Here is a 15,278-nt window from a genome sequence, read left to right on the forward strand (position 1 = left end):
CCTAACTTTATGTTTTTTCGGGAAAGGGTAGGATGGATGCAAAAACATGTACTGATGACCGATGCTTACTTCTGGTATGCCGGGCCGAAAAAGAAAATAGGTTAATCCCGTGAGAACTTCATAAAAATTGACGATCAGGTCGGCACCACTCGCCTGGATATGCTCATGAAAATATCGAATGCTTGACAGGTATTTGGGCGATTTAAAAATGTTGTAGATGATAGATCGAGTTAGTCCAACCTTCTGGTTTGCTTTTGACGGTAGCAAGTTAGTGGTGAGGAGGCCAAAGACAGGGGCTTGTGTTCAACGAATAAAAAAGGAAGGCACTTCACGAGAATGGCTTCTACCGACCAGAATCTCGGTTACTTCATGGCCACAATCACGCGTTAGTCTGGAAAATTCCTTAAACAAGAATCCCAATCCTCGAATGAGAATTGGGAAACCTGATGTTTGTTTGGAATAATTTTTTATTAATTAAGCTTCAGCCTCTTTCATTTTTGCAGCGTAAGCTTCTGGTGAGAGAACAGATACTGTACTTTTGTTTTTACGTCCTTTACGGAAATAAACAACACCATCGGTAAGAGCGTATAAAGTGTCATCCTTACCCATGCCAACATTCTCTCCAGGGTTATGCTTAGAACCACGCTGGCGAACAATAACGTTCCCGGCAATAACTTTCTGTCCACCCCAAATCTTGACGCCTAATCTCTGTGAAGCAGATTCACGGCCGTTCTTAGAACTACCTACACCTTTTTTATGTGCCATTGTTGAATTCCTCCTAAATTTTAAGCGATTACTTGTTTAACTTCTACTTCAGTGAACTGCTCGCGATGACCATTCTTTTTACGATTGTCTTTGCGGCGCTTCATCTTGAAAACGATGACTTTGTCACCTTTCACAAGAGGGTTCACAACTTCTACTACTACTTTTGCACCTTCTACAGTAGGTGTGCCGACAGTGATAGCTCCTTCATTGTCTACCAGGAGTACCTTGTCAAACTCAACAGTTTTTCCACTCTCAACATCTTTGATGTGGTGAACAAAAAGCTTTGTTCCTTGTTCAACTTTAAACTGCTGACCGTTAATTTCTACGATTGCGTACATTATTATTTATTAATAAACGGTTTTCTTCCGCAAGGCGACTGATATACCTATCTGTACTTATTTTGGCCTTAACGGACTAAATCAGTTGCAAAGGTACTCATTTTTTCATTGTAATCCGGTGAAATGGTCAAACTAAACACTAATTTTAAGAGAGATTAACACGAGAACATGTATGGGCGGATTCCATAAGCAAGTGCAAAGTTATACTATTTTTGTTTTAATCATCTCTCTCGGCTTTATAAATCCGTTTTTCTTTCTGGGTCTGTTATTTAATTTTTCCATAATTTCCTTGATGTATTTTTTTGATATTCCCCTGAAATCTGTTTTCTTGGGTATATATTGCCTGATAAGTCCGTTCATATTTTCTATACTCCCTTTTCCCAGGAACAGTACGGATGGGCAAAATAAACAACCGTCCCTAATTCCCTTGCGATTATCTCGTGGGCAGCAAATTCCGACCCGTTATCAGTGGTTATTGTTCTTATGGGCACAGGTAGTTCTTTGAGCAAGTTGACAACGGTATGTGCCAGTGGTACGGCTTGCTTTCCCGTGTCGAGTTTTTCCATGAGCATAAAGCTGCTTTTCTTTTCCACCAACGTCACGATGGCACCTTTGCCGTCCTTCCCCACGATGGTGTCCATTTCCCAATCGCCCATGGTCTGTCCGCTGGCATCCTCTGGCCTTTGCTCAATGGATACCCGATTGGGAATAGGGGGAATTAACATCCTTGGAGGTCTTTCGTGCTTGTTTTCCTCCACGCCTGAGGTGTTTCCTGACATTATCCTTGGTATGCGGAGAGAGTGCTCCTATCCAATTGTATATGGTAGACTTTGACACCATGATGCCTTCTTCCCTCTCAAGCCATCCGGATACCTGCTCGGGTGACCATTGTTCCGTACGGATCAACTCGAAGACGCAGCTACGCACATAAAGCGGTATGCTATGGTTACCGGGATTCCGAGCCTTACGCCGCTTGGCCTTCAGTACGGCCGTACGAGGGTCATATACTCTTTTGGAGTTGGAATTACGTCGTTTCTCACGTGAAACATTACTTACATTTACGCCGATGATTCCGGCGATATAACTATTGCACTTCTAATTGGAATTAGCGATGATGTAACTATTCAGCAATATTGTTCATGACAAATTCTGTCTCAGCACTAACATCAAATATTTTTCTTACCTTTGTGCTTATATTAAACAGCTCTTTTGCATTTATCATAATACAGGTTATGTACAAAAAGAGAGAATGTTTCATAAACCCCATGACTGCGTAAGTGCAGTGTCAGTTTTCTTCTTTAACCAAATATTTATTTCCAGTGCGAGTGACAAGTTCCTTTGCAAATGATTTTGGAAAGCCGGGACGTTTGACTTTAGCTCCGAGTCCTGTCTTTGTTTTTAAGAATTTTCCGTTTTTTTCTGGCTTTATTGTCATGTCGTTGTATTTCACAATCAAATGTATTGCAAGTTGCTTCCATCGCCCAAGCATCTCTTGCGCTTTTTTGTTGGAATAATCATTAAGATAATTAATTGCATCAAGTTTGTTGGAGTTATATCGTCTTTGAGCTTCAGCTTCAATTTCTTGTTGATTGTTAAAATACGATGATTCCAAAGAATCACGGACTGTTTGAAGGTCTCCAAACATCTGATAATATCGCGGATAAACCATGTTGCTAACCCAATTACAAACCCAAAACGCATTTTTATCTGAGAATGTAACAGCATCTGCACCTGGTGTGTTGTAACACTCTGGTTGTGTTGTATTTCCGCAATAGATAGGAGTATATGCAACCATGTTTCCATCATCATTGCCAAACCAAAGAAGTCCACCAATTTCACGTGGCAACCAGTTTCTCATCTGGCTGACATAGGAGAATGCAGATTGTTGAGTAGACGTAGGCCTTTCATTAAAATACTGTTTGTCACCAACTTTATACATCAACGGTGTGGGCCGGTATGGCATCTGCCAAATCCCCCCACCAATGTCAACACTGTCCAAAGCAAGCGGCGTACCTTCGTAATGATCACGCATGCATTTTTGGATGTCTTGCACGCTAACTTTCTTCTTTGGATAAATCCACAGTGGCATGTCTTCTGCATTTGGATCTTTGCCCATTGCCCATGGCAAATAGCGAGTCATATCTTGGAAATGATTGAAGAAACTCCATACGCGAGCATCACAGAATCTTCTGCCAGAAAAGTCAGGCTTCGCATAAGTATCTTTCCAAGAAAAGTCAGCATCTTTTCCTGAATACCAACCTTTTTCCCTTGCAAATTTAACAACGTCTTTCGCATACATGACGTTCTTCTTATCCTTCATGTTGAACTTCGAGATGCGACTTTGGTTTGCATGTCCACATATAGCGTCATCAGGAATACGCATGGCTACCCATACGGTGCCTTTACTACCAGGCCCCTTCCCCATCATTTCCATGATCCAAGCTTCATTGGGATCACAAATGGTAAAAGTCTCTCCTTCACTGTTATATCCATATTGATTGGTCAAAGTGGTCATCACCTTGATTGCTTCCCGTGCTGTTTTTGATCGTTGCAACGCGATGTATATCAGTGAACCATAGTCGATTATGCCAGTTGAATCAACCATTTCTTCCCTTCCACCATAAGTGGTTTCTCCAATTGTTACTTGATATTCATTGATGTTGCCAATGACGTTATAGGTTTCAGCTGCTTCTGGAATTTGGCCATGATACTCGTTATTATCCCAATCGTAGATATCACGCATCGTGCCAGGTTGATGTTTGCCTGCGGGGAAATGGCACAAGCCAATAAACAACCCATAATCATCTGCGTTGTAAGAACATATAACTGAGCCATCTGCAGAGGCCTTCTTTCCCACAATAAAGTTCGTACAGGCCAAAATGTTCTGCAGGTTGAAGATAAGTGCACAAACTATCGTGAAAAATACTTTCGTACATAGCGAATTAACGTTATGATCACTCTTGGAAAAAATAAATCTCATCATAATCATATATGGTATAATAGTGTTTATAAAAAAGCCTATCTTATTGTAGCTGATGCTGGTACTTTTTCATTGACATTTTGCATTCTTTGTGATGATGCCGATGTTGGAAGCGACGATTTCAGCGAATCATTTTCGCCTTTGTGTCTCGTGTCAGAAGAAGTAGAGTCAGCAGGTGCTTCTCCTGTGCGCTTCGGTTTCGGTGCATGGATTCTAATCAAACTGATGTTTGAGATTATCATAAGCTTAAACGTTGTGCTATATGCATCAGACGAATTTCCTTTATTAAGTATGAAATATCCCTTGATTTCCTTAATACCAACGTGCTTATCATCTGATATCTGAAGCGTATAATGATTTGGTGTTGATACATATACATGTTGTGAACTGACGCTGTCATTATTGAACTTGACAGACAACATCGCTACAGCTTCTCGTGAACCATCTTGATAAATAAACTGTGTATCAAAGTTCAGCCATAAATTGTCACCAGCCTTATAGGTTGTATCAGTCTTCAATGTGAAGGAACTCAGATTAAAAGGTCTGTAGGGAGAAAACACTATCGATCGTTCTCCCATCCACACATTAGTTGTATCTCCATTCGCTGAATTTAAGCTATATTGATTAATCTCACTTGCAGATGCTCCCAGTGCCAGTGCTTCCTTGCTCAGCCTTGTTGAGAGAGATTCATATATTTTCTGTAGCAATCTTGTGTGCCTTGTGTAGTAAACCATCGAACTATCAAACTCAGCTTCTGACACACCATTCTTTTTCAATACAGCGGTTTTGTAGGCAATCATGGTAGTTGCTTCGCCGCTATTCGATTGATACATGGCATCGGCAATGTGGTAATCGTACAAGATATCTTCCATTTTGTCTGGCTGAATGTAACGGTCAGGCACAGAGGGAGTACACGAAACCATTGCCAGCAAGAAGAAAGCAAAGAGCAAATAATATTTAGACGATTGATCACTCATGTGATTCTTCATTTTGGTCCTCTCCCTTCATGGTAGTTCCTAGGTGTTCCAATTCTTTCCGGTAGAAAAGCAGCAAAAGAACTACGCCGACACTGATGCATGCATCTGCAAAATTGAATATGGGTGAGAAGAAGATAAACTCTTTCCCACCAAATTGTGGCATCCATTGTGGCCATGTCGTTTCTATGATGGGGAAATAAAACATGTCCACCACCTTACCATGTAGAAATGTTGCATAGCCTGAACCGAAAGGCACAAACTCTGCGATGTCATAAGGTGTGGATGGAGAGAATATCAAGCCATACAACATAGAGTCGATGATATTCCCCATCGCACCAGCAAGAATCATAGATAGACAGATGATGTAACCTTTTGGTTGTGGACGCTTCACCAATTTATACACATAGTACGAAATCACCGAGATGGCTACTAACCTGAAAAGGCTCAACGTCAGTTTGTTGAAAAAGGTCATACCGTATGCCATTCCATTATTCTCGATGAACCGGATGTAGAACCAATCTGCTATGTGAATAGAGTCATCCAAGGCCATGTGGGTCTTGACCAAAATCTTGATAATCTGATCTATCACCAAAATGGCCACAACTATGATTATCGCTAATTTTCCGTCTGTTATATATCTCTTCATCAACTTCTGATTACGATACTTAGAATGTCAGCCTGCATTAATGGTTTCGTGCTTTCTTTGATGCCACACTCAAAGTGGCATGTGGCACAGCTTTCAATCTTTCTTTCGGAATCAATTCACCCGTCATCCGATCAATACCGTACGTTTTGTTGTTGATTCGCACCAATGCTGCTTCCAAACCTTGGATGAACTTCTGCTGTCGGTTAGCCATCTGTACCAGCTCTTCCTTGGTTTGTGTGGCACTACCCTCTTCAAGAGCCTTATACGTAGGTGACGTATCATCGATGTCATTACCGTCAGAATTCATGATTTGTTTCATCATGCTTGTATAATCTCTGCGGGCCAGACTCAATTTTTCATGTATGATAGCGCGAAACTCTTCCAGTTCTTCATCGCTATATCTTTTCTTTTCTTCCATATAAAATGAATTCAAACGTACAGCCAGAAACTTACAAACCTGCGCTCCTTACCGTACTTGTTGTTATGAAACTATACTTTTTTTACTAAAATATGAAGTTTGAAATCGTCAAAGTCAACCTCTACCCCATCATTTGGTTCAACGACCACGTTGTCTGCCAATACCTGACTTTTGATGTAATCGCTAAATGCCTGTATGGCATCATCAGTATGCTCACAGGGAGAAACAGTCACGTTAACTCGGTCGGTAATCTCAAAATCACTTTCCTTGCGTAGATTCTGAATACGATTGATGAGTTCTCTTGCCATGCCTTCTTTCTTCAGGTCATCCGTCAATTCAACCTCCAAGGCCACGGTGAGATTGCCCTCGTTGGACACCAACCAGCCTGGAATATCCTCGTTGACGATTTCAACGTCATCTCTTTCAACCGTTACTTCCTCACCGTCAACGGTAAAGCTGATGCTGCCGTCATGCTCCAAAGATGCGATTTGCTCTTGGGTAACATTGTTCATAAAGTTAGCAACCCCCTTCATAAGCTTTCCAAACTTCTTGCCCATGGTTCTGAAGTTACACTTTACTTTCTTCACCAGCAAACCTTCACCTTCCATAAAGTTCAATTCCTTTACGTTGACCTCTCGCTTAATCAAATCTGCCATCGCATTGATTCGGCGTTTTTGTTCGTCATCGATGGCAGGAATCATAATCTGCATCAATGGTTGACGTACCTTAATGTTCACTTTGCGACGCAACGCCAACACCATGCTTGTGACTTTCTGTGCCAAGTCCATGCGTGCTTCCAGGTCTTCATTGACCAATTGTTCATCTGCAACAGGAAAACGTTCCAAGTGCACACTCTCCGCTTTGCCTCCCAAATCAAGATATAACTGGTCGGCGTAGAACGGAGCGAACGGAGCCAGCAACTTGCTGACGGTCATCAAACAGGTATACAGGGTATGGTATGCTGAACGTTTGTCGGCACTCATCTCTTTTCCCCAGAAACGTTTTCTGTTGAGACGAACATACCAGTTGCTTAGGTCGTCATTGACAAAACTATCAATCATTCTGCCTGCACGAGTAGGGTCATACCCGTTCAATGCGGTCTCAACGTTTTTAATCAAGGAGTTGAGTTTCGAAATAATCCATAAGTCAATCTCGGGTGCTTGATCCTTGTTTGACTGTGTCGTGACTGGATCAAAACCATCCACGTTGGCATACAAAGCGAAGAATGAATAAGTATTATATAAGGTACCGAAGAATTTGCGACGCACCTCGTCAACACCTTCTTCATCAAACTTCAAGTTATCCCATGGGGCCGAGTTGGTCATCATGTAAAAACGAACGGCATCAGCTCCATACTTCTCAATCATGTCGAATGGATTCTTGACATTGCCCAGGTGCTTACTCATTTTGTTGCCCTTGGCATCGAGAACCAATCCTGTAGAGATAACATTTTTGAACGCCACTGAATCGAAGACCATCGTTGCAATGGCGTGCAGGGTAAAGAACCAGCCACGCGTCTGATCCACGCCTTCATTGATAAAGTCGGCTGGGAAGAATGCGGGCGGAATAGGCGTGCCATGATATGCACTTTCAACCATAGCCTTACGGGCGTCTTCTCCGGTCACTACCCTATCCTGCGCATCACGCATGGTTTTGCCCTCGGCCATGTCGCCTTCAAATGGATAATGCTGTTGCGCGTAGGGCATCGAACCACTGTCAAACCAAACATCAATCAAGTCGCTTTCACGATACATGGGCTGCCCCTGTTCGTTTACCAACACGATGTTGTCCACGTATGGGCGGTGCAAGTCTATCTTGTCATAATTGGCTTGCGAATAGTCACCGGGTACAAATCCTCGATCCTTCAACGGGTTCGACTTCATGTAACCGGCTGCCACGCTCTTTTCCAGCTCATCGTATAGTTCGGCCAAGCTGCCAATGCATTTCTCGCCTTTGTTCTCATCGCGCCATATTGGTAAGGGTGTTCCCCAGAAACGACTGCGACTTAGGTTCCAGTCATTCAAGTTTTCAAGCCAATTGCCAAAACGTCCCGACCCCGTTGACTCTGGTTGCCAGTTGATGGTGTTGTTCAGTTCTACCATCCGCTCTTTCTTGGCCGTGTCCTTGATGAACCAGCTATCCAGCGGATAGTACAAGATGGGCTTGTCTGTTCTCCAGCAGTGTGGATAGCTGTGTACGTGTTTCTCTATTCTGAATGCCGTCCCTTCCATCTTCATCTCCATGACCATGATGACGTTCAGGTCTTCGGCTTTTTCTGAAGCTTCCACATCCCACACCCCCTTGGGATTGAACTTGGGATCATACGAGTTCTTCACATAATCGCCGGCATGATGTGCATACGCTTCTACGGCCACACATTTTTCCACGAAGTTTGCATCAAGTTCTTCTACAAGATAATACTTTCCTTGCAGGTCAACCATGGGGCGAGTATCGCCTTTCTTGTTGATTAAATACAAACCTGGTATCCGCGCGTCCTTAGCCACCTTGGCATCATCAGCACCGAAGGTTGGTGCAATGTGCACAATGCCTGTACCATCGTCTGTAGTAACGTAGTCGCCAAGAATCACTCTAAAGGCTTCACTCGCCATCTCTACAAACTGGTCTTTACCATTTTCGCCCAGGAACACTTTCTCGGGATGTGACTTTGCATATTGCTGAACAAACGGTGCCGCATTGACGTCCACTTTCTCAGCAGGTTTCACCCATGGCATCAGTTGCTCGTAACGCAAGCCCTCAAGGTCACTTCCTTTATAATGGCGTAACACTTGATAAGGAACTACCTTCTCACCTTTATTATATGTGGGCATTTCATCACCTGGAGCCACCTGTCCTTTCGCCGGTAAGTAGGCATTCAAACGATCGGCTGCTATGATGATGTTGATTTTCTCTGCCGTGTAAGGATTGTAAGTTCGTACCGAGACATAATCAAACTTTGGCCCTACGCAGAGTGCCGTATTAGATGGAAGTGTCCAAGGCGTGGTGGTCCATGCCACCAAATAAGTTGCTCCCCAGGTGCTTGCTGCCAACTCGGCATCGAGCTTAGCCAGCGTATTGTTATCCGTCTTGAACATTGCCGTAACGGTGGTGTCTTTTACGTCACGATAACAGCCAGGTTGATTCAACTCATGCGAACTCAAACCTGTACCCGCAGCAGGCGAATAGGGCTGAATGGTGTAACCCTTGTACATCAATCCGTTGTTGTAAAGTTGCTTCAAAAGCCACCACAGCGTTTCAATATATTTGTTGTCGTAGGTTATGTAAGGATGGTCAAGGTCTACGAAATAGCCCATTTCTTCGGTCAGTTTTCGCCACTCTTCCGTGAACTTCATGACGTTTTCACGACATTTACGGTTATAGTCTTCTACCGAGATATAATGTTCAGAATCCTTGTTGTCGATATCTTTCTTATTGATGCCCAGTTCTTTTTCAACACCCAGTTCCACGGGCAATCCATGAGTGTCCCATCCAGCCTTGCGCAGCACTTGGAACCCTTGCATGGTTTTGTACCGGTTGAACGTGTCTTTGATGGCGCGAGCCAATACATGGTGAATGCCGGGATGACCGTTTGCCGATGGAGGACCCTCAAAGAAGATGAACTGTTCACAACCTTCACGCTCATCAATAGACTTGTGGAATACATCCATTTCCTCCCACTTTGCTAAGATTTCCTTGTTAGTATGGGTCAAGTCAAGCCCTTGATGCTCGGCAAATTTTTTAGCCATAAGTATATTCTGTTAGAGTATGTTATTATTTAAAGCGCAAAGGTAACAAAAAATCTTATGATGCACAAAATTATAGAATATTTTGAATTCGCTGCAATGTTTTAGTAAAACGTACGTAGAGTCAACCAGCAAGTGCAAAATTAGTCAATCATTTTATAAAACTCTTGTTTGGTGTTGAAACTTGAGTTTTTCACTTCCAATCTGGAGTGCAACGTGCCGACGCGTTCTTGTATATTCATTTTTCTTTGTTTTGGACTACAAATATAACAAAAGGCAGAGAATCTTTCCCTGCATTTACGCCAAACCATTTAAACATCATATTGATAATCAGATGATTATCACAATAACTCCCGATTTGAAGCATTACCGTATTACCCACATTATCCTACCATTTTCGTTTACCCATAGCTACAATATTTTGTCTTCTTTTAAAAACATCTGCAAAATTGACTTGTGTCATTTTTTTATAGTTTTCTATTTTTTTATAAAGATTCGTTGATTTCCAGTACTCTTTTTGTTCATTTCTGTGCTTTTGGGGTGGTTCATATAAAGGTGATAGTTCTATCTTTATTATTTCATTCCCATTTATTTCAATGAATGATGATTTAACGTGTTTTTTTAATTCTTCAATTGGTATAATACTATTATATCCACTACCAAAATACATTAGCGGTGCTGCTATAAAAGTTAAACCATTAACAATTTCTTTTCTTCCCCAAGTTTCTTGTCTTAGAAAAGAAAAAATCTTGTTAATATTTTGTTTCTTTTTTTGGGTTTCCAGATAAGCATCGTTTTGATTATATACTATAAGATAAACTAACTCTTCATTTTTTAAAAGAAGTTTCCCTAAAACAAATTCATCTTTTATTAGCCAATCTACATTAGCATAAGCAATCCACGCAAAAGAGCAAGTTATAACTTCATTTTCTAAGGTTGAGTCAAAAATTCTGAATCTAAAAAATGGAGTAATATGCTGATTTCTATAATATTTATCATATAAAGAAAGAGTTGTTATGCCTCCATCAACTTCAGAGATAGAAAGATTATTCAATATATATTCTCTATTATATTGTATAAAATCTCTCGGTTGCTTAAATTCATTAAAATAAAGATCCATTCTCACAGGCTCAAAGTCTAGTAGAGTTATACCATTTGATAATAAATCTACTATCATTTGAGCTTCTATCTTGATAATTAATTCGCAGCAATACTTTTCTGTCATTTTATTTGATCAACACTTACGTTGACATTTAAATTGTTGGTGTTAATATATTCGTTCAATTTTTCTTTTAATTGCCGCAACTGTTTTTGGCTGTATTGACCTTTTTGAGTATGTATTTGAAGAGTGGCAGAGTCAACCAGCAAGTGCAAAATTAGTCAATCATTTTATAAAACTCTTGTTTGGTGTTGAAAACTTGAGTTTTTCACTTCCAATCTGGAGTGCAAAGTGCCGACGCGTTCTCGTATATTCATTTTTCTTTGTTTTGGACTACAAATATAGCAAAAGGCAGAGAATTTATCCCCGCCTTTATGCCTAATATTTTAAAAATCATATTGATAATCAGATGATTATTTTGATAATTCCCAATTTGGAGCATTACTGAGTTATAATATTAGGGTCCCTTTTTCCCACTCATCTATAGTCATTTTAGCTGTTAGCGAATGAATATTATTGCCACTTGCAATACTTTGCAATATTTGCATAGCATTGCGTTCAAAAATAGGCAAAAGATATGTTGCAGCCCACATGCGAACACCAACAGATTCGCTATCTAGAAGTTTAGACAAGTGCTTTAGGCTATTTGTCTCTTTTAAATAACGAGCACTTTTAGCTATTACCTGATAGCTTTTGTTTGTTTGTGCGTAATTACCTGTTTCTGTTGCTTCAGCATGCTTTATCGCAGCTTCTTCAAATCTCCTGCAAGCCGCTTCTATTTTTTTTAAGGATTCCATTCAAATTTCTTTAATGTTTCTTATCGCTGTCGTGCATTGTCGTTTGTGTGCCACGTTTGTTGTTCTTTTTATTTTGACAACTCCTGATTTGGGACATTACCTAATCTGAAATATAATCATTCATTTTTCATATACTTGAGTCTTAGTGACATCCGCAATACCTTCAAATATTACACTCCTGTCATTTAGTTCCATGATTTTATTTACATATTTCTTCCCATAAATATCTACAAGATATAATGAGTCTTTTCTTATGGAAAATATAAATTGATATATTGTATCTGCGCGTGAATGGAAAACAGCACTATCATTGTCAAAAAATTCAATATAAGGATAATTAACCTGTTTTTCGCCTCTCATTAACACCCATTCCCCATACAACCTCTCTTTAGATATTGTTATATTATGGTTTTTCTTCGGAGTACAAGATACAAAGAGAATGCAACAAGTTAATATATTAAAGAATTTATTGCCAAAAAGCACTTGTGCTACTTCCAAGTTGTGATCTTCCATTTTTGTCATAATTTAATTTTTCTAAATGGAGCATATCTATGTCACTCTGTAGAACTTTACGTTTGTCAGGGTTTAAGGTTCCGCCGCTTTGACTAGAATTAGCTTTAGGATTATAGCGATAGTGGGGATCTATTTTAGTTCCTCTTGGATACATAATATCTGGTTGTCCTTTGCCGATAAGATTTCCTTTTGGATGTCCATCAATTGTTCCAGGCCAAAGCCCCAAGCTATGCCAAATTCATGTGCCTCTGTTGAACTGCCTACATTTTCTACATTAGACTTCTGGAAAACCCCTTCATTTCCACTCTTTGTCATATACGATACACCTTTAATAGGACCACATAGAGTCAACCAACAAGTGCAAAATTAGTCAATCCTTTTATAAAACTCTTGTTTGGTGTTGAAAACTTGAGTTTTTCACTTCCAATCTGGAGTGCAAAGTGCCGAAGGGTTCTCGTATATTCATTTTTCTTTGTTTTGGACTACAAATATAGCAAAAGGCCGAAAATCTTTCTCTGCCTTTATGCTTAATCTTTTAAAAATTAAATTGATAATCAGATGATTAATTTGATAGCTCCAAATTTGGAGCATTATCTATAAGTTACTTATGAAATACCGATATCTATTGTCTATCTCATACATAAGAAGGCCAAAGTGTTTGCTCCACACCAATTTTGTCAACTTAAATATAGGAGTCCCAACCTTGTTTAAAAGAATATCCTTTTCGTCTACAACAATGCAATCAGTATATCTTTTGTTTTTTATTGTATAGCTTTGGGGAGAAAGTCTCATCCCTGGAAAAGTAGACCAAGACCAACTCCCAAAAATAATATTACATAGTAAATCTCCGTTCTTTTCCCTTTTTGTTATTTCAAACCATACATCCAAATCATTGCCGTTATGTTTCAATGTCATGATATTTATTGCCGTACCATAAAAGGTATTGTCACCTTCGAGCCAGTTGCAGCCCTCTGTGTCAAAAATACAAGTATTTTGGGGATTAAGGACACGAGTTTCTTGGACTATCATCGTATCAGTTTTCATATCGTTCAAAATGAAATAGAGACTGTCTCCTTTAGTATATTGTTTTACCCATTCTAAATCACAATTTGTTAATTTTATTTTTTTACAATATGGAAGCCCACATGAATACATGCAAATTACAAATAATACTACTAATAATTTCATAAATACATTCTATTACCCCTTCATTGATCTCATGGTATAATTTTCCAAATGAATCAATGAGGGGAATGTTAATAAATATTTGCTACTCGGTAAAATCATCTATGGTGCGTAGAGTCAACCAGCAAGTGCAAAATTAGTCAATCCATTTATAAAACTCTTGTTTGGTGTTGAAAACTTGAGTTTTTCACTTCCAATCTGGAGCGCAAAGTGCCGACGCGTTCTTGTATATTCATTTTTCTTTGTTTTGGACTACAAATATAACAAAAGGCAGAGAATCTATCCCTGCCTTTACGCCTAATATTTTAAAAATCATATTGATAATCATATGATTATTGTGACAACCTTCGGTTTGGAGCGCTCCCCCTTAACTGACTTTATAAATTATCTCGTACAAAGAATCCCTCTTCTGTCGAAACTATTCTGATGGATCCATTTCGAAGAACTTCTAATTTTAGAGGATACGGAAAGTCCCAATCATTAATAATTGTATATCTAACTTTTGGTATTGTACGTTCATTTTTAATCCATGTCCCATTTAATAATTTATCAGAATATTTTGTACCATACAAAACAATTAATTGGTTACCTAAATAAAAATATCCATCATATTTATCTTTATCATATAACGGCATTGGACGCCAAAATACATATTGTCTCTTATCCTGTTGCCAAAAACGTAGTTCGTATAATACCGCAGGATTATTGCATATATATGAAGTGAGGAGTCGTTCTAAATGCTTGTTAAGAATGATATTACAATTGTTGACTTCATTTGTGTTGCACGTCAAATATGAATGTTTTTTTATTTTTACTATGTTCTTTTTATCCTTAATTTCAAATATTTCCTGTATAGGCTCTGAGTTAATATTAGATGTGAGAGCATTTTTATATTTATCTATACTACCCTTGAACAGATGTAGTTGATTCCTATTTACTATATAAGGCCTATTTATGCTATCTGTTTGAAAGTATGTTATCAATCTATCTTTATATATAAAATAACCATCTAAGAAATTAGGATTGTAAGTATTTAAACTTGATACATACAAGAGATTATGCCCGTTTATTTCTGATGCTTGAATTTGAATAACTTTGTAATTAGGATGGTTTTTTATAATATAGTCAAGGGTTTTTGTCAAGGAAGGACTAAAAGGTCCTTCCTTAACAGTACAGTTTATCAATGACAGACAAATACCCAGAACTAAAATATATATTCTCATTATTATTTACCTGTTGGTTGAATTAATTCGACGTTTTTATTTCTTATAAAAAATTGTACACGTCTTTGACTTTTTAGTAACTTAGTGGTACAAACCCAATTAGGTTATAAAATTATTGTTATGCACAACCTCATGGCAAAGTTCCAAAAAATACTTGAAATCTGCAAGCAATATGCTGGAAATCAAGTCAACCTCTGCCCTCGTTGGCACAATCGTTGAGCGTTACTCTACGATTGGCTGCACTCGGCATAGTGCAAGCAAGTTTGCCTCTGCTTTCGCTTAAACGAATAATTCTCATCGGCTGCCAGCAAGCGGTTCTCCTCGTCCCACTTGAACTTCTGCTCACTTGCCCTGTCGTCTTCCTTGTTGTCTTTCTTTACACGAGAGGTGGTGATGTAGACAAGGTTTCCGTTGGCATCATAGGTGTACTTGTGTCCGTTGTTGATGTTCGTGCTGTCCGTAGGAGTTTCTTCCGTGCGGTAGTTGATATCACGGACACTGGCCAGTTGGAACTTCTTGCCTGCATCTGTAATTGAT

At 39.4% G+C, this 15,278-nt stretch carries 13 protein-coding genes and 3 pseudogenes; 1 reads left to right on the forward strand and 15 read right to left on the reverse strand.

From position 1 onward, the window contains the following. Positions 1-474 precede the first annotated feature (474 nt). The 14 genes and pseudogenes from rpmA to HMPREF1254_RS04550 all read right to left on the reverse strand — a co-directional run bounded on the left by rpmA (position 475) and on the right by HMPREF1254_RS04550 (position 14,741). A complete protein-coding gene (gene rpmA / locus HMPREF1254_RS04485) occupies positions 475-765 on the reverse strand; it encodes a 50S ribosomal protein L27 (RefSeq protein WP_023057497.1) in 291 nt (96 codons plus the stop codon). 20 nt (positions 766-785) lie between these two features. Continuing rightward, positions 786-1,103 carry a 50S ribosomal protein L21 gene (gene rplU / locus HMPREF1254_RS04490; RefSeq protein ID WP_023057488.1) on the reverse strand — a complete coding sequence of 106 codons (318 nt, stop codon included), beginning with the start codon at positions 1,101-1,103 and terminating at the stop codon, positions 786-788. A 201-nt stretch (positions 1,104-1,304) separates the two neighbouring features. Then, positions 1,305-2,189: pseudogene (locus HMPREF1254_RS12505) on the reverse strand (IS30 family transposase); the annotation flags it as partial. 199 nt (positions 2,190-2,388) lie between these two features. Next, on the reverse strand, positions 2,389-4,092 hold the full coding sequence (locus tag HMPREF1254_RS04500; RefSeq protein ID WP_023057487.1) for a dipeptidase: 1,704 nt from the start codon (positions 4,090-4,092) through the stop codon (positions 2,389-2,391). 29 nt (positions 4,093-4,121) lie between these two features. Next, complete coding sequence (locus HMPREF1254_RS04505) at positions 4,122-5,060, reverse strand: DUF4296 domain-containing protein (protein WP_023057500.1); 939 nt, start codon at positions 5,058-5,060, stop codon at positions 4,122-4,124. Next, positions 5,053-5,706 (reverse strand): lipoprotein signal peptidase, encoded by a 654-nt coding sequence (locus HMPREF1254_RS04510; protein WP_023057484.1) that lies wholly within the window; start codon positions 5,704-5,706, stop codon positions 5,053-5,055. Before HMPREF1254_RS04510 ends, HMPREF1254_RS04505 begins: the two co-directional genes overlap by 8 nt. A gap of 37 nt (positions 5,707-5,743) precedes the next feature. Further along, positions 5,744-6,124 (reverse strand): TraR/DksA family transcriptional regulator, encoded by a 381-nt coding sequence (locus HMPREF1254_RS04515; RefSeq protein ID WP_023057477.1) that lies wholly within the window; start codon positions 6,122-6,124, stop codon positions 5,744-5,746. A 71-nt stretch (positions 6,125-6,195) separates the two neighbouring features. Beyond that, complete coding sequence (gene ileS / locus HMPREF1254_RS04520) at positions 6,196-9,867, reverse strand: isoleucine--tRNA ligase (RefSeq protein ID WP_023057483.1); 3,672 nt, start codon at positions 9,865-9,867, stop codon at positions 6,196-6,198. Positions 9,868-10,252: 385 nt separating this feature from the next. Then, positions 10,253-11,089, reverse strand: a complete 837-nt coding sequence (locus tag HMPREF1254_RS04525) for a hypothetical protein (protein ID WP_036878094.1) — start codon at positions 11,087-11,089, stop codon at positions 10,253-10,255. A gap of 383 nt (positions 11,090-11,472) precedes the next feature. After that, a complete protein-coding gene (locus HMPREF1254_RS04530) occupies positions 11,473-11,820 on the reverse strand; it encodes a DUF2019 domain-containing protein (protein ID WP_036878098.1) in 348 nt (115 codons plus the stop codon). A gap of 120 nt (positions 11,821-11,940) precedes the next feature. Continuing rightward, positions 11,941-12,342, reverse strand: coding sequence for a hypothetical protein (locus HMPREF1254_RS04535; protein ID WP_036878100.1), 402 nt, complete (start codon positions 12,340-12,342; stop codon positions 11,941-11,943). A gap of 120 nt (positions 12,343-12,462) precedes the next feature. Then, positions 12,463-12,648, reverse strand: a complete 186-nt coding sequence (locus HMPREF1254_RS04540) for a hypothetical protein (RefSeq protein WP_023057504.1) — start codon at positions 12,646-12,648, stop codon at positions 12,463-12,465. A 279-nt stretch (positions 12,649-12,927) separates the two neighbouring features. After that, positions 12,928-13,521: a hypothetical protein gene (locus tag HMPREF1254_RS04545; protein WP_023057479.1), complete on the reverse strand. Its 594-nt coding sequence runs from the start codon at positions 13,519-13,521 to the stop codon at positions 12,928-12,930. 374 nt (positions 13,522-13,895) lie between these two features. Further along, positions 13,896-14,741: a hypothetical protein gene (locus tag HMPREF1254_RS04550; RefSeq protein ID WP_023057503.1), complete on the reverse strand. Its 846-nt coding sequence runs from the start codon at positions 14,739-14,741 to the stop codon at positions 13,896-13,898. 38 nt (positions 14,742-14,779) lie between these two features. Between HMPREF1254_RS04550 and HMPREF1254_RS12510 the strand changes: the two are divergent. Next, positions 14,780-14,933 (forward strand): annotated as a pseudogene (locus HMPREF1254_RS12510) (IS982 family transposase); the annotation flags it as partial. Positions 14,934-15,031: 98 nt separating this feature from the next. Here the strand turns inward: HMPREF1254_RS12510 and HMPREF1254_RS04555 are convergent. Next, positions 15,032-15,268 (reverse strand): annotated as a pseudogene (locus HMPREF1254_RS04555) (peptidoglycan DD-metalloendopeptidase family protein); the annotation flags it as partial. Between the last annotated feature and the right edge of the window lie 10 nt (positions 15,269-15,278).

It is taken from the genome of Prevotella sp. BV3P1 (genome assembly GCF_000479005.1).
Classification (GTDB): Bacteria; Bacteroidota; Bacteroidia; order Bacteroidales; family Bacteroidaceae; genus Prevotella.